This is a genomic window from Nonomuraea sp. CA-143628 (assembly GCF_050942315.1).
Taxonomy (GTDB): domain Bacteria; phylum Actinomycetota; class Actinomycetes; order Streptosporangiales; family Streptosporangiaceae; genus Nonomuraea.
The window spans coordinates 4,702,527-4,718,034 of record NZ_CP192072.1 but is presented as its reverse complement, the minus strand read 5'-3'; the positions used below and the strand labels follow the sequence as shown (position 1 = coordinate 4,718,034).

Annotated in this window: 9 protein-coding genes; 6 read left to right on the top strand and 3 right to left on the bottom strand. The window is 68.6% G+C overall.

The genetic code is table 11. The annotated features are described in order from the left end of the window. Nucleotides 1–147: 147 nt before the first annotated feature. The 3 genes from ACQP2T_RS21725 (at nt 148) to ACQP2T_RS21715 (ending at nt 6,132) form a co-directional block, all read left to right on the top strand. Complete coding sequence (locus tag ACQP2T_RS21725; protein WP_433517927.1) at nt 148–1,350, top strand: ROK family protein; 1,203 nt, start codon at nt 148–150, stop codon at nt 1,348–1,350. 59 nt (nt 1,351–1,409) lie between these two features. Further along, a complete protein-coding gene (locus ACQP2T_RS21720) occupies nt 1,410–4,514 on the top strand; it encodes a BTAD domain-containing putative transcriptional regulator (RefSeq protein WP_433517926.1) in 3,105 nt (1,034 codons plus the stop codon). 199 nt (nt 4,515–4,713) lie between these two features. Then, nucleotides 4,714–6,132 (top strand): beta-propeller fold lactonase family protein, encoded by a 1,419-nt coding sequence (locus ACQP2T_RS21715; protein WP_433517925.1) that lies wholly within the window; start codon nt 4,714–4,716, stop codon nt 6,130–6,132. 71 nt (nt 6,133–6,203) lie between these two features. Here the strand turns inward: ACQP2T_RS21715 and ACQP2T_RS21710 are convergent, their stop codons facing one another. Both ACQP2T_RS21710 and ACQP2T_RS21705 read right to left on the bottom strand, forming a co-directional pair. After that, nucleotides 6,204–8,033 (bottom strand): BTAD domain-containing putative transcriptional regulator, encoded by a 1,830-nt coding sequence (locus tag ACQP2T_RS21710; RefSeq protein ID WP_433517924.1) that lies wholly within the window; start codon nt 8,031–8,033, stop codon nt 6,204–6,206. Between the two features lie 97 nt (nt 8,034–8,130). Next, entirely contained in the window at nt 8,131–9,225 is a 1,095-nt protein-coding gene (locus tag ACQP2T_RS21705) for a glycoside hydrolase family 43 protein (protein ID WP_433517923.1), read from the bottom strand. Between the two features lie 134 nt (nt 9,226–9,359). Here ACQP2T_RS21705 and ACQP2T_RS21700 point away from each other — a divergent pair, with 134 nt between their 5' ends. Beyond that, nucleotides 9,360–9,971, top strand: coding sequence for a hypothetical protein (locus ACQP2T_RS21700; RefSeq protein WP_433517922.1), 612 nt, complete (start codon nt 9,360–9,362; stop codon nt 9,969–9,971). On the opposite strand, the gene ACQP2T_RS21695 is transcribed toward ACQP2T_RS21700, so the two are convergent. Then, entirely contained in the window at nt 9,928–11,151 is a 1,224-nt protein-coding gene (locus ACQP2T_RS21695; RefSeq protein ID WP_433517921.1) for a glycoside hydrolase family 30 beta sandwich domain-containing protein, read from the bottom strand. The genes ACQP2T_RS21700 and ACQP2T_RS21695 overlap by 44 nt on opposite strands. A gap of 706 nt (nt 11,152–11,857) precedes the next feature. On the opposite strand from ACQP2T_RS21695, the gene ACQP2T_RS21690 reads away from it, so the two are divergent. Together ACQP2T_RS21690 and ACQP2T_RS21685 are read left to right on the top strand one after the other, a co-directional pair. After that, on the top strand, nt 11,858–13,882 hold the full coding sequence (locus ACQP2T_RS21690; protein WP_433517920.1) for a beta-L-arabinofuranosidase domain-containing protein: 2,025 nt from the start codon (nt 11,858–11,860) through the stop codon (nt 13,880–13,882). Continuing rightward, the gene (locus ACQP2T_RS21685) at nt 13,879–15,504 is read left to right on the top strand and encodes a glycoside hydrolase family 43 protein (RefSeq protein ID WP_433517919.1); all 1,626 of its coding nucleotides are present in this window, start codon (nt 13,879–13,881) and stop codon (nt 15,502–15,504) included. The genes ACQP2T_RS21690 and ACQP2T_RS21685 overlap by 4 nt, the downstream gene beginning before the upstream one ends. Nucleotides 15,505–15,508: the final 4 nt, after the last annotated feature.

The window sequence follows — 15,508 nt, the reverse complement described above, 5'->3', positions numbered from 1 at the left end:
CTCCGAGGGGGGCGACTAAGGGGCCTACTATAGAAAGAGTTATGTAAAGACTTTTCGTAACGTCTTTGCGAAATATACTCAGCCGCAGGCGACCAGAGGTCAAGATCCCACGACGGATATTCACGAACCGGACGGCAAGGGGCGCGGATGACGGAGGAGCGGCCGGCGGGCACACCCGTGCTGCGGAGGATGAACCGGGCCGCGGTGCTCGACGCGGTCCGACGGCGCGCGCCCGAGCCCGTACGCCTGGCCGAACTCAGCCAGTTGACCGAGCTCACCCGCCCGACGGTCGCCCAGGCCGTGGAGGATCTGCTGGCCGCCGGCTGGCTGCGGCAGCACGCGCCACGGCCGGCCACTGTGGGCAGACCGGCGACGCGGTTCTCCCTGAACGGCCGGGCGGCACCCGTGCTCGGCCTGGACGTCGGCCCGCACACCGTGACGGCGGGGATCGCCGACCTGGCCGGTGAGCGCCTCGCGGTGATCCGCCGGACGGTCGGCCGGCGCAGCGCTCGGCACCTGCTCGAAGCGGTCGACGAGGCGACGGATGAAGCGCTGGCGACAGCCGGCCTGGCCGCCGAACAGATCACGGCGGTCACCGCGGCCACGCCCGGCATCGTCGAAGAGACCACCGGCCGGGTGCTGTTCGTCCCGAGTGTGCCGGGCTGGTCGGAGATCGACCTCGCCGGCCGCCTGCGGGCTCGTTTCAGGTGCGCGGTCACGGTGGAGAACGACGCGAACCTGGCCGCGCTGGCGGCCGCCCACCAGCGCACCGGCGCGGGCACCCTGCTCGCGGTTCAGTGGGGCGAGCGACTCGGGGCCGGTGTCGTCATCGACGGGCGGCTGCATCGGGGCGCGGGCCAGGCCGGTGAGATCGGCTTCATCCGTCCTGTCGGTAACTGTCCCGACGCGGACCTTCCCGACGCGGCCGGGGACGGTCGTGGGCCGCTGGAGCGCGCGATCGGTGCCGAGGCGATCGTCAATCTCGCCCGCCGCCGCGCCGCCGAGCATCCGGAGTCCAGGCTCGCCCGTGCGACGGACGCGGCCGCCGTCTTCGCGGCCGCCGCCGGGGGCGACCCGATCGCCGCCGAGGTCGTCGACCGGATCGCCGCCGTCTTCGCCGAGGCGATCGCGCCCGTGATCCTTGTACTGTCCCCGCATGTGATCGTGATCGGTGGTGGCATCGCCCGGGCCGGCGCGGTCCTGCTGGACGCGATCGCCCGGCACCTCGAAGACCTGACCCTCGCCCCGCCGAGCGTGGAGCTGTCGGAGCTGGCCGAGGGCACCGTGCTCACCGGCGCGATCCAGATGGCCCTGGACGAGGTGTGGCGCACGACCCTGACCATCTGCTGACCGGAACATCCACTGTCGGCAGGGGCCGGGGCGAGCGATCCGCGCATTACCCTGGAATTGTGCGCTTCGGGATCTTGGGTCCGCTGGAAGTGTGGGCGGCTGATGGCAGTCGGGTCGAGCTGCGTGAGCCGAAGATCCGATCGCTGCTGGTCGCGTTGCTGGTTCGCGAAGGCCGGTCGGTTCCGAATGACCGGCTGATCGAGGACGTGTGGGGAGATGAGCTGCCCAGCAACCCCACTGCCGCGTTATACACGAAGATCTCCCGCTTGAGGCGGCTCCTGGATCGGGCTGAGCCCGGGAGCGGCCGGCTGGTGGAATCGCTCGGACAGGGGTACGCGTTGCGGGCCGGGCCCGACGCGGTCGACATGGTCCGGTTCACCGCGTTGCTCGCGCGAGCGACGGAGGCCAAGGAGACTGCGGATCGGGCTGCTCTGTTCGCCGACGCGCTGGCACTGTGGCGGGGCTCGGCGTTCGATGAGGTGCGTGACGCGGAATACGTCCAGCTGCCCCGCCAGCGATTGGAGGAGCTCCGGCTGGTCGCTCTGGAGGCCCAGGCCGAGGCCCGTCTGGAGGCAGGTGAGGCGGCCGGTGATACCGGTCTTCTGGCGAGCGAATTGAGCGACCTCGTGGCTCTGCACCCGTTACGGGAGCGGCTTCATGCGGTCTACCTGCGCGCGCTGGCACGGGCGGGACGGCAGCAGGAGGCGCTGATGGCCTACCACGACCTGCGCCGGCGGCTGGCCGATGAGCTCGGCGTGGATCCCGCCCCTGAACTCACCGCCGCCTACTACGAGATCCTGCGGCCGGACCCGGTGGCGGCCGTGCGGGGGCAGCGGCCCGAGATTCCCGCCACGCTCACAGGACTGATCGGCCGGGATGGCGCACTGGCCGAGGTCGCGTCGCGGCTCCGGACCGCCCGGCTGGTCACTCTTACGGGACCGGGCGGGGTCGGCAAGAGCCGTCTGGCGCTGGAGCTGATGCGCCGGGTGGCCGATGAGTTCCAGGACGGTGTCTGGCTGGTCGAACTGGCGGCGTGCACCGAGGAACCGGCCGAGGCCATGCTCGTCGCGCTCGGCATCAGGGACGACGCCTGCTCCGTACCCGCCCGCGCCGCGCAACGGCTCGCCGACGCGCTGCGCGGCAGGCACGCCTTACTCGTCCTGGACAGTTGCGAGCACCTGATCGGGCCGGTGACCGAGGTCGCGGAGTCGCTGCTCAAGGCCGCACCCGAGCTGCGGATCCTGGCGACCAGCAGGCGGTCGATCGGCCTGGCGGGTGAGGTGCTGTGGCAGGTGCCGCCGCTCGACCAGGACAGTGCCATGGAGCTCTTCGTGGAGCGGGCGGCCGCGGCCGTCCCCTCGTTCGCCGTCGATGACGGCACTCGCGAGGCAGTGGCGGAGATCTGCCGGCGGCTCGACGGACTGCCGCTGGCTCTCGAGCTCGCCGCCACGCGACTTCGGGTCCTGGACGTAGGCGAACTGGCTCGCCGGCTCGACGACCGTTTCCAGCTCCTGAGCACTGGTCACCGGTGCGCGCCGCCGCAGCAGCGGACCCTCCGGATGATGATCGACTGGAGCTGGGAGCTGTTGACCGTGGTCGAACGGACGGTGCTGCGCCGGCTCGCCGTCCACGCCGACGGCTGCGTGCTGCGAGCCGCCGAGGAGGTGTGCGCCGGGGACGGGGTGGACTCGGCGGACGTGCTCGAGGCGCTGGCCGGCCTGGTGGACGCGTCGCTCGTCATCCCGGGTACCCGCTGCCGCATGCTGGAATCGGTGGCCGCCTACAGTCTCGAACGTCTGGCCGAGGCCGGGGAAAGGCACAGCGTCAGACAACGGCATCTGCGCTACTACACCGTGTTCGCCGAGCAGGCCGAACCCCACCTGCGTGACCATCGACAGCGGCGCCGGCTGGAACGTCTGGACGCCGAGACCGCCAATCTGCGGGCCGCGCTGGAACACGCGATCGACACCTCCTCGGCCGAGTACGCGCTTCGGCTGGTCAACGCGCAGGCGTGGTATTGGTTGCTGCGCGGCCGCTACGCCGAGGCGAGGATGTCGCTGGACAAGGCCCTGTCGATCGCGGACGAGGGGCCGGCCGGGCTCCGGACGAGGGCGCTGATCTGGCATGCCGCCTTCGCGTTCCTGACCGGCGTCGGCGACAACGCGCCGTTCGTACCAGAAGAGAGCATCGACGACCCGGCATCGCGGGCGCTCGCCGCCTGGCTGCGGGGCCTCGTGCAGTACGCGCCGGGAAGAGACCTGGCTGAGAGCGAGGCGTGGACGAAACAGGCGTTGGCGGCGTTCCGCTCTCTGCACGATCGCTGGGGAGTCGCCGCGGCGCTGGCCATCCGGGCAGGCCATGCCGTGCTTCGGGGAAACCTGAAGGCGGCCGACGAGTTCGGTCGCGAGAGCCAGGAATTGTTCCGCGAATTCGGCGACCGATGGGGACAGCTGCAGACCATCCATCCGCTGGCCGCCCTGGCGGAAATCAAGGGCGATTACCGGCGCGCGGCCGAACTGCAGGGTGACGGTCTGCGGCTGGCCGAAGAACTGGCGTTGTGGCCCAGCGTCGCCGACCGCCTGATCGGCCTCGGCCGAATCGCACTGCTCACCGGTGACCATCCGCGGGCCAGGGAATTGCACGAGCGCGCTCATCGCTGCGCCGTCGCGCATGGCTATGTGTCCGGAGAACTGCACGCCGAGCTGGGATTGGCGCTCGTGGCACGGCGTACGGGCGACTTCACGCTCGCCGAGGGGCTGTTACGCGGCCTGAGCGAGCGGTACATGAAGGTGGATCCCACCTTCCGCTCGGCGCTGATCCTCGCCGAGCTGGGCTTCACCGTCGAACAACGCGGCGATGCCGCGGCCGCGCTCACCCTCCACCGTGACGGTCTGGCGGTCGCGCACGAGACCGGCGACGCACGTGCGGTCGCCCTGGCCATGGAAGGAATGGCCGGCGCGTACGCCGCCGGCGGGGAGCACACGAACGCCGCGACCCTGCTCGGCGCGGCGGCCGCGGCGCGTGAGTCGCTGGGGGCACCTCTTCCGCCCGCCGAACGCCGCGACGTCGACCGCATCACCACGAAGGTGCGAGCCGCGCTGGGAGAGGACGGGTTCGCCGCCGCGTTCCGGCGAGGCTCCACCGTCGACCCGTCCGAGCTCTGAGCTTCGACTCGACGAGCGCTTACCCGAGGAGCTTCAGAATCGCCTCGACCTCTCCGCTGCTGGGCATGTACGCGCTGACCGGTTCACCGATGAACGTAAGGGAGGCGCCCGCGGCCCCCGAAGTCGGAGGAGCGGTGAAGCAGATTTGAATGTGCGGCGGCATAGATTTTCCTTCCCTTTACCGAGAGGAACTCTTGCCGTGCTTACGAAGTTAGGCCTGCTGTCGGCCCTGATCGGGCTGCCACTGGCCATGACGCCCACCGTCTCGCACGAGGAGCCGACCCCGCGCTCCGTGTACGTCACGAACATCCTGTCCAACGACATCACGAGGTTCGCGATCCAGCAGGACGGCGGCTTGACGGCGGATGCCGAGCGGACGGGGACCGACGCGGCTCCCCGTGGAATCGTGATCTCACCCGATGCGCGCACGGTCTATGTCGCCAACGGCGACGCCGGCACCATCACGACGTACCACGTCGGCGCCGATGGTGGCCTCACCGCCTTGCAGCCGTCCACCTCCACCCCTGAGGACCCCGACGACGCGGTCGTGTCCCCTGACGGGCAGCGGTTGTACGTCATCAGCCGCAGCGCCGCGGTGGTGACAATGTTCCGTATCGGGAGCGGCGGCAGGCTCACGACGCCCGGAACATCCGTCCCGGTCCTGGGCGAAAATCCCCGGGGAATAGCCATGACCCCCGACGGCGAGTTCCTGTTCGTGACCACCGGCGACCCGGTGGCGGACACCGTACCGGATGTGCTGGTCAGATTCAGGGTCGAGGGGAACGGCACGCTCACGCGGCTCGGCACGACGCCGATCGGCGCGGCGGGCGGCGCGATGGCCCTCACGCCCGACGGCAGGTTCCTGTTCGTGCCGTGCTCGGCCTCGCACGAGGTGTTCGCCTTCAGCGTCGGCTCGGACGGCGGTCTGACGTCGGTGCCCGACTCGCCGTTCCCCACGCCCGACATGCCGATCAAGTCCGCCACGATCGCGGCCGCAGTGACTCCCAACGGTCGCAACCTGTACGTGACGAACGGCGGGCTGATTGAAAGCGGAAGCAAGCTGGTGTTGGCCTACACCATCCTCAAAAACGGCTCCCTTGACCACATCGCAGACGTCACTGCGGGCGACAGCCCAGTGGCGCTGGCGCCCACGCCGAACGGCCAGTGGCTGTACGTGTCGAACCTCGACTCCAACGACGTCTCGGCATTCCGCATCAAAGCGGACGGCGAGCTGGAGGAGCTCGGCCCTCCGGTCGAAACCGGAGGCAAGCGGCCCGCGTTCCAGTCGATCGCCGTGCTGCCGAACCAAGGCCCTCAAGCGGCGCTGTCCGTCGGTGAGACGACCGGGCTCGAGGCCCGCTTCGACGCCTCGAGCTCATCGGATCGGGACGGCCACGTCGTCCGCTACGACTGGACCTTCGGCGACGGGACCGTCCTCAAGGACGGAGGGCCGCGGCCTGCGCACAGCTTCCCCGCGCCCGGCACGTACCAGGTCACCGTGGTCGTCACCGACGACGAGGGCTGCTCGACTGACCTGATCTTCACCGGAACCTCGACCCAGTGCAACGGCTCCGCCCGGGCACGCGCCCAGAAGGCCGTCACCATCACGTCGGACTGAACGAGCGCGCCGACGCTCGCCGCCACCCGAAGATCCGCGGCGAGCAGCACATCGGCCGGATCATCCCTGGATCACCCTGGATCACCCCGGGAAGGGGTGATCCGTCCGGGTGTGGGCCGTCCCGCCTGCCGAAGGGTCGAGGCGTCGGCGTCGTGGGCCAGCTCTTGGGCGTACGTGCGGAGCAAGTCGTGGAGGGCGAACCTGCCGGGCGCGATCTCCGCTATCAGATGGGCGTCGAGCAGGCAGTCGAGCAGTTCGCCCGCCTTCGATGGGTCGACAGCCGCCAGGCCGGCGACCGCGGCGGCAGTGATGTCAGGCCCGGGATGGAGGGCCAGGAGCCGGAACAGGCGCGCCGCGTCCGTGGGCAGGATGTCGTAGGAGCGAGACAGTACGGTACGCAGGTCTGTCACAGTGTCTCGGCTGGCGAGCGCGCTGATGTCGTGCCGGACGCGGCGAAGGTTGTCGGCAAGGGGGCCGAGCGGGAAGGAGGGTGCTTCCGCCGCTCGGCCCGCCGCTATGGCCAGGGCAAGAGGGAGTCCCGCGCACAGCCGGATGATTTCGGCGGTCGCTTCCGGGTCGGCCTCGACCCGCTCCCGGCCCAAACGGCGCGTCAGCAGGTCTCGGGCCGCATCGTGCGCGAGCACGTCAAGGGTGAGCTGCGCGGCTCCTTCGGTGGTGACGAGGCCGCTCAGCCCTCGGCGGCTGGTGATCAGGGTCACGCACTTGGTGCCGCTCGGCAACAGCCGGCGCACCTGCTCGGCGTCGCGGGCGTTGTCGAGGATCATCAGCATGCGTTTGCCCGCCATTTTCGTACGGTAGAGCCCTGCCCTGGCCTCCAGGTTCTCGGGGACTCGGTTCCGGGCCACGCCTAGGGCCTCGAGAAGAACCAGTAGGGCATCCTCGGGGGTCACCGGCAGGTCGGAGGGCCCGAAGCCGTGCAGGTCGAGGTAGAGCTGGCCGTCGTAGAACTGTTCGGCGGCTTGATGCGCCCATCGCAAGGCCAGGGATGTCTTGCCCACGCCGGGCATGCCGGTGATGACACAGATCCTCGTGCCCTCGCCGAGCAGCCGGTCCAGGTCCTGCAGCGCGTCGTCACGGCCGGTGAACTCCGCCAGGGCAGGTGGCAACTGACGGGGCGCGATCGGCGCGATCTGCCGCGTATCTCCTTCCAGAAGGGCCAGGTGGATGCCCTGCAATTCCGGGGAGGGATCAGCGCCCAGGCACTCGATGAGGCGGGATCTGAGCTGCTCGTACAGGGTGAGCGCCTCAGCTTGCCTGCCGCAGCGGTCCAGCGTGAGAAACAGCCGTGCCCACAGCGACTCGCGCAGCGGATGACAGGCCGCCAACTCCTGAACCTCCGCGACCATCTCGTCGTGGCGTCCCTCCGCCAGGCCCAGGTCGATCCATCTCTCCACGGCCGATAGGCGAAGCTCCAGCAGGCGGGAAGCTCGGGGTCCGCGCAATGTCCGGGAAGCGAGTCCGTCGAAGGGCTCGCCCCGCCACAGGGCGAGCGCCTCGCCCAGTGTTCGCCGCTCCGCCATGGTGCCCTGCGAGAGCGCCGCCTTGTTCAGCAGCCGGCGGAACCGCAGGACATCGACCTGGTCGGACTCCGCCTCCAGCCGATAGCCCGCCGTCACCGTTCGGATGACCTCTGATCCAAGCTCGTGACGCAGGCGGGCGATGTAGGTCTGTATGGTGCGCCGCTGGTTGGCCGGCAGATCGCTGGTCCACATCGCGAAGGCCAGCTGTTCCATGGAGACGGTTTCACCCGCGGACAGGGCCAGGACGGCCAGCAGGGTCCGCAGCCGATTCGAGCTCAGCTCGATCCAGGTCGTGCCCCGCCATACCTGGAGCGGGCCGAGCAGCACGACACGAAGATCGTGGTCCATGCCGGTGGTCATGAACGGGTTGCTCCGCTTGCTGATTCCATGTTCTCCAGCAATCCACAGCCGGAGCACATTTGACCAGGTCAGCATGGGGGCATTCGGCGGACATGTGTCATTCGAAGAACTTGAGGCTGTACCCGATGTCAGTGTTGGGGCCGGGCACGTTCGCCCGCCGGTAGGTGGTCTTGCTCCACCAGACGGCCGTGCCGGTGTACCAGTACCGGTTGGACCACTCGTACGGCGTGCCCTTGGCGACAGCGTGGTACATGGTCGGGAACCGGTTGCCGGACGGCGGGCTGGTGGCGATGTCGCCGCGCTCCAGCACGAACGTGTGGTGGCCCGGGCCGTCCACGTGCAGCGTCGGGGTCCAGCCGTCCATCATGTACGCCGCGTACGAGCCGAACAGGCAACCGTTGCTCTTGTACCAGTCCCACACGTTCGTCGGGTCACCACCGGAGCGCAGCCGCAGATCGGCGAGGCAGTACTTGCTGCTCCAACTGCCGTTCGCGGAGTACACGATGTGCAGCTGCCCGTTCGGGTCGAGGATCGGCTCGGGGGCCTCGTTGATGAACGGGTTGCCGACGACCCGCTCCCACGGTTCGCGCGGCTGGGAGATGATGTAACGGCCGCCGGTGGCCGTGGCCGGGCCGCTCATCCGGGCTATGTAGAGGTTCTGCTCGACGTTGGTGTCGCCCGCCCAGCCGGACCACACGAACCAGCGCTGGCCGTTGAAGGTGAACGGCGCGCCGTCGATGGCCCACTTGTCGCCGGGCAGCGCGACCTTCGTCGCGGCGGAATAGCCGGAGTCGGCGGTGGCGGAGCTGATGTGGTACATCCGGTGGGCGGCGCTGCGGCCCGCCGAGAAGTAGATGTGGTATTCGCCGTTGTGGTGCACGATCTCGGGCGCCCACACCTCACCGAGGTTGCCGGTGTCCTTCCACACCTGGCGCGGGGGCGCGGCGGCGATGCCCTCGAGAGTGGTCGCCGTCCGTACGGCGACGCCGCCGTTCACCGACTTGGCCGCGACATAGAGGTTGCCGACCCGGATGACACTGGGGTCGGCACCGCCCAGGGTGGTGCGGCCGAGGGCTGCGGACTTCTTGGCGGGCTCGGCGGCCGGTGCGGCGTTGGCGGGAGAGGCGGCGGTGCCGCCGACGGCGGTCAGGGCGAGGGCGAGGACCACCGGTCGGAGAGCATGTCTTCTCATGAAGCTCCTTTTACCCGCGGGTGATCGCCGAGTATCGGCTTCTCCGGATCAGCGAGCCAGCAATGCGGCGATTTCCCCCATCTGTGCCGGGGCCAGCGGGCCACGCTCAAGGGCCGCCGCGTTCTCACCCAAGAGTGCCCGCTGGCCCGTACGTCGTCGGCGGGCAGCCGCGACTCGGCGGTGAACTTGCCGGTGAGCAAACCCATCGCCAGCGGCGAACGAGCCAGGCCGCCAGTCCGCTCTCCTCGCAGACCTCGATCATTCCGGGCGCGTCACTGGTGGACGCCTTCACGGCCGGGCAACGTTTCGCGGCCGCGCACGTCCCCGCGCTGGAGCAGGCCGCCCTCACCGACTTCATCGAAGACGGGCACTTCGCCCGGCATGTCCGGCGGATGCGTGCCCTGTACGCGGAACGCGGGGCGGCCCTCGTCCGGGCGGCGCGTCAAGAGCTCGACGGCGTCCTGTCGGTGACGCCCGCCCATGCGGGCCTGCACGTCGTCGGCTGGCTGCCCGAAGACATCGATGGCAGAGAGGCGGCCTCCCGGGCCGCGGCGTATGGCGTGGACGTCCAGCCCTTGTCCGCGCACGCTCAGGAACCGGTCGAACGCCCCGGGCTGCTCCTCGGCCACGCGGCGACGCCTGAGCCCCGCGTCATCACCGCCGTCCACCGCCTCGCCGCGTCCCTGACCGCGTCAGCCCGGGTCACGCGGTCACGAAGGTCAGCACACTTCGAGCGGGAAGCGTGACGGTGAACGAACCGTTCGACACGCCGGTCGTACCCTGAGGTGCGACGTTCCTGCTCGCGTCGGTCAGCCAGGACGAGACTCTGGACGCGGTGCCGTTCGCCAGGGTGAACTGCTGGCTCACCGCGGAGGTCCCCTTGTTGATGGCGACGATGACCGTGGAGCCACCGCCCTGGTACGCCGAGACGTACACATTCGACACCGGGTTCGCCGTCGCCTCGATCCGCACGTATCCGGGGCGGACGAACCTGGCGAAATGCGCTATGTTAGCGCCGCGCTTGCTGAGCTGGCCGTCTTCCCGCATGGGTCCGTAGCTGCGCCGGATATACCACCAGATGTACGCCTGGAACTCGGCGTTCACCATGGCGCGGTGGATGTGCTCCCCCACATCGAGTGCCTGGGGCCAGAGGTCCGCCGAATCGGTGCTGTTGGGGTAGTAGACCTCGGTCATCCAGAGTTCTTTGCCCGCGCCCTTCTGCTTGAAGAGGGGATAGGGGAAGTTCGCGAACGAGGTGCCGTAGAGGTGCGCCCCGACGATGTCCACGTTGGCGAGCGCCGTGGGGTCGTTGAGGATCGGGTCCGACATGTTCTTCACGTACTGGAAGGACTCGGGCGCGATGACCCTGGAGCTGATCGAGCCGGCGTTCTCCCGTAAGAACCGCACCATTTCGGTGGGGGTCCACCACGTCCAATCATGCGCGTAGTCGGGCTCGTTCTGCACTGATATGCCGTACAGGTTCACCCCGTTGTTCCGCATGAACGCGGTGAAGTCGTTCAGGTGCTGGGCATAGGCGCCGTACATGTCGTATCTGAGGCGTCTCGCGTTGGTCTGACTGCCACGGACGAAGGTCTCGACCATGCGGGCGGGGGGATTCCAGGGGGACGCGATGACGGTCGCCCCGAGTTCGATCGCGCGCCTCGCCGTCGCCAGGTCGCGGCTCCAGTCCGCCTGGTTCTCGGGGACGGGGATCCTCAGCACGGAGAATCCCAGCCGGCCCTCGCCGGTGCCGAACGCCGTGTCCCGCTGGGCAGCCGTGAGGTCGCCGATCCAGGCCGTGTGGGTCATGCCGCCGAAGCCTCGGATCGTCTGCCGTCGTGCCGACGGATCGATGATCACGGCGGCGGCGGCCGTCGCGGCCGCGGCCGCCGAGGCCGCGACGGTGAGGACCGGCAGAGCCCCCATCGTCGCCAGGACGCTTCTCCGGCTCAGCGATCCTCGCTCGCCGCTGACAGACTCATTCCGCCCTTGCGCCATGTCTCCTCCTCTTGGCTATTGCTGAGTCCGCGCACTTCCGGTCCCGTTGGCCCGGCCGGCGCCGGTTCTGCCGGACTATGGGAGCGCTCCCATAGAAATCTCATGCAGGAAGGTAAGTCCATGACTGCGACTCGTCAACCGTTCATATGGAAGAAACTTAATTAAGATCAAATAGCTGTGCGGAAGAGGACAATGATTGACGGTTGAGTCCAGCGCCATGCCCGGCATATCGCCCCTGGTGATACGGCAGGACCTCACCGAAGAGCGGAAATGCGGGCCCGCCGACCACCGCGATGCGCTGGTAACTCAGCTGGGCCGAGGATGAGCCGGCGTGGCCATGCCGGAGACGGCAAGTTAACCCCGAAGGCGGCGCAAGTTACCCGTTGCCAACGGGTAACTTCTATGAAACTTTCACATGCACGGGCAATGCGGCTCGATCTCCCCGGAGGCGAAGCTCCAGGCGGGAAGACGTTCCCGTGCCAACGCCCGAGTCGGCGAGGGGCGCCCCTCGTTGACGCGGGCCGGACCGTCGGATGTACTCCGCGACAACGCACTCACTGGTGAGCAAGACTCAATGTTAGCGCTAACAAATCTGTGGCCGCCGTCTTCACCGCTGACATCCAAGGAGCTCCTCATGCCCTTGAGCCGTCGCCGGCTCTTTCAAGCCGCAGGCGCGACCGTCGCGCTCTCGGCCGCCGGCCAGGTAATCGGCACGTCCCCCGCTCTGGCCGCACTCCCCTGGGCCAGATCCGACATCGGCGTCTCCGCCTACGAGTTCGACCTCGGCCAGGTCCGGCTGACCTCCGGCCGCTGGCTGGACAATCAGAATCGCACGCTGAGCTACCTGCGCTTCGTCGATGTCGACCGGCTGCTGTACGTCTTCCGGACCAACCACCGCCTGTCCACCAACGGCGCGGCGGCCAACGGAGGCTGGGACGCGCCCAGCTTCCCGTTCCGGTCCCACATGCAGGGCCATTTCCTGACGGCGTGGGCGCAGGCCTACGCCGTGCTCGGCGACACCACCTGCCGGGACAAGGCCGAGCGCATGGTCGCCGAACTGGCCAGATGCCAGGCCAACAACGGCGCCGCCGGGTTCACCAGCGGCTATCTGTCCGGCTTCCCCGAGTCCGACATCACCGCCCTGGAGAACCGCACGCTCACCAACGGCAACGTGCCCTACTACTGCGTCCACAAGACCCTGGCGGGGCTGCTGGACGTGTGGCGGCTGATCGGCAACACCCAGGCCCGGTCCGTGCTGCTGGCACTGGCCGGATGGGTGGACACCCGCACGTCGCGGCTCAGCGCAGGCCAGACGCAGGCCATGCTCGGCACCGAGTTCGGCGGCATGAACGCCGTGCTCACGGACCTGTACCAGATGACCGGCGACTCCCGCTGGCTGACCACGGCCCAGCGGTTCGACCACGCGGCCGTGTTCAACCCGCTGGCCGCGAACCAGGACCAGCTCAACGGGTTGCACGCCAACACCCAGGTGCCCAAGTGGATCGGGGCGGCCCGCGAGTACAAGGCGACGGGCACCACCCGCTACCGCGACATCGCCGCCAACGCCTGGTCCATCACTGTCGGAGCGCACACGTACGCGAACGGCTCCAACAGCCAGGCCGAGCACTTCCGCGCCCCGAACGCGATCGCCGCCCATCTGACCAGAGACACCGGCGAGGCGTGCAACACCTACAACATGCTCAAGCTGACCCGGGAGCTGTGGCTGCTGTCGCCGGCCCGGGCCGCCTACTTCGACTACTACGAGAACGCCCTGCTCAATCATCTGATCGGGCAGCAGAACCCGGTCGACGCACGCGGGCACGTCACCTATTTCACCCCGCTCAACCCGGGCGGGCGCCGGGGCGTCGGCCCGGCCTGGGGCGGCGGCACGTGGAGCACGGACTACAACTCCTTCTGGTGTTGTCAGGGCACCGGCATCGAGACCAACACCAAGCTGATGGACTCGATCTACTTCCACAACGGCACCACACTGTTCGTGAACCTGTTCGTGCCTTCCACGCTCAACTGGAGCCAACGCGGCATCGCGGTCACCCAGACGACCTCGTACCCGGTCAGCGACACGACGTCCCTTCAGGTCACCGGCGATGTGAGCGGATCGTGGACGATGCGCGTCCGCATCCCGGCCTGGACCCAGGGCGCGACGATCAGCGTCAACGGGGTTCAGCAGGCCGTCACCACGACTCCGGGCACCTACGCCGACCTGACCCGCTCGTGGACGTCGGGCGACACCGTGACCGTACGGCTGCCCATGCGGCTGGTCATGAAGGCCGCCAACGACAACCCCACCATGCGAGCCGTCACCTACGGCCCGGTCGTGTTGTCGGGCGACTACGGCAACACCAACCTGTCGTCGGCCCCGACTCTGACCATCTCATCGATCACCCGGACCAGCACCTCATCACTGAACTTCACCGCCACCGCCAACGGGGCATCTGTGCGGCTGGAGCCGTTCTACGACGCCCATAACCACAACTACGTCGTCTACTGGAACACCAGTGGTCAGGGGGGTGGCGGGCCTGCCCCCAGCAACCAGAACATTCGCCCCGCCGACGGCGGCCAGGCCGGCACCTCTCAGGACGCGCAGGTCGTGCTCGCCGACGACAACGGCTCGAACGACAACCTTGGGCGGCTCCTGTGAGGCGCGTGCTCGCGGCGCTCTCGTCTCTGCTGCTCGCGGGCGTGTTCCTCACGGCCCAGGCGCCAGCGGCGACGGCCGGCCCCGACGCGGGGTACGTCCTGGTCGACGGCGGCAACCCGAATCTGGCCGGCAACTACACCAACCCGGTCGTCTGGCAGGACTTCGCCGACGGCGACATCATCCGGGTCGGCGACGCCTACTACTACTCGGCCTCGACGATGCACTACTCACCGGGCGCACCGATCCTGCGCTCCTACAACCTGGTCGACTGGGAGTACGCCGGCCATTCGGTCCCGAGGCTCGACTTCGGCTCGGGCGCCTACGACCTCAACGGCGGCCGGGCGTACGTGAAGGGCATCTGGGCCTCGGCCCTGAACTACCGGCCCCGCAACAGCACCTACTACTGGATCGGCTGCGTCGAGTTCAACCGGACCTACGTCTACACCGCCTCAGCCGTCGACGGCACGTGGACCAAGCGCTCGCAGATCAACAACTGCTACTACGACGCCGGCCTGCTGGTCGACACCAATGACACCATGTACGTCGCCTACGGCAATGGCACCATCAGCGTCGCCCAGCTCTCGGCCGACGGGCTCAGCCAGGTGCGTGCCCAGCAGGTGTTCCAGACCCCGAGCGGCATCGGCACCCTGGAGGGCTCCCGCTTCTACAAGCGGAACGGCTACTACTACATCTGGCTGACCCGCCCGGCCAACGGCCAGTACGTGCTGCGCTCCACGTCGCCGTGGGGCCCGTACGAGATGCGGCAGGTCCTGCTCAACATGCCCGGCCCCATCTCCGGCGGCGGCGTCCCCCACCAAGGCGGGCTCGTCCAGACCCAGAACGGCGCCTGGTACTACATGTCGTTCGTCGACGCCTACCCCGGTGGCCGGGTCCCGGCGCTCGCGCCGATCACCTGGACCGATGACTGGCCGATCGTGCAGACCGTCAACGGCGGCTGGGGCGTCAACTACCCGAAGCCGAATATTCCGACAAGCCGGACCGTGGCCTCCATGATCGGTCCCGACACCTTCACCTCGGGCACCCTGGGCCACCGCTGGGAGTGGAACCACAACCCCGACACCAGCCGCTTCTCCACCGGCAACGGTCTGCGTCTGCAGACCGCGACCGTCACAGGCGATCTCTACAACGCCCGCAACACGCTGACCCACCGCATCCAGGGCCCGTCGTCCACGGCGACGATCGAGCTCGACTACTCGCAGATGGCCAACGGCGACCGTTCCGGGCTGGCCATGCTGCGCGACCAGTCGGCCTGGATCGGTGTCAAACGCGACAGCGGCGTCAACCGGGTCGTGATGACGAACGGGCTGACCATGAACAGTTCGTGGCAGACCACCGGCACCGGTACCGAGGCGGCGAGTGCCAACATCTCGGGCGGCCGGCTCTGGTTGCGGGTCAACGCGGACGTCCGGCCGGGTTCGGGCAGGCAGGCCCGCTTCTCCTACAGCACCGACGGCAGCAACTTCGTGAACCTGGGCCCGGCCTTCACCTTGAACAACGCCTGGCAGTTCTTCATGGGTTACCGCTTCGGGATCTTCAACTACGCCACCCAGGCTCTCGGCGGCGCGGTGACCGTGCGCCGCTTCGATCTCACCACCCCCTGACTCC

What these genes read in the sequence shown, in the direction of transcription:
- ACQP2T_RS21690 (WP_433517920.1), top strand. Translation starts at nt 11,858, where the DNA reads ATGCCCTTGAGCCGTCGCCGGCTCTTTCAAGCCGCAGGCGCGACCGTC.
- ACQP2T_RS21710 (WP_433517924.1), bottom strand. Translation starts at nt 8,033, where the DNA reads ATGACCACCGGCATGGACCACGATCTTCGTGTCGTGCTGCTCGGCCCG.
- ACQP2T_RS21695 (WP_433517921.1), bottom strand. Translation starts at nt 11,151, where the DNA reads ATGGGGGCTCTGCCGGTCCTCACCGTCGCGGCCTCGGCGGCCGCGGCC.
- ACQP2T_RS21705 (WP_433517923.1), bottom strand. Translation starts at nt 9,225, where the DNA reads ATGAGAAGACATGCTCTCCGACCGGTGGTCCTCGCCCTCGCCCTGACC.
- ACQP2T_RS21725 (WP_433517927.1), top strand. Translation starts at nt 148, where the DNA reads ATGACGGAGGAGCGGCCGGCGGGCACACCCGTGCTGCGGAGGATGAAC.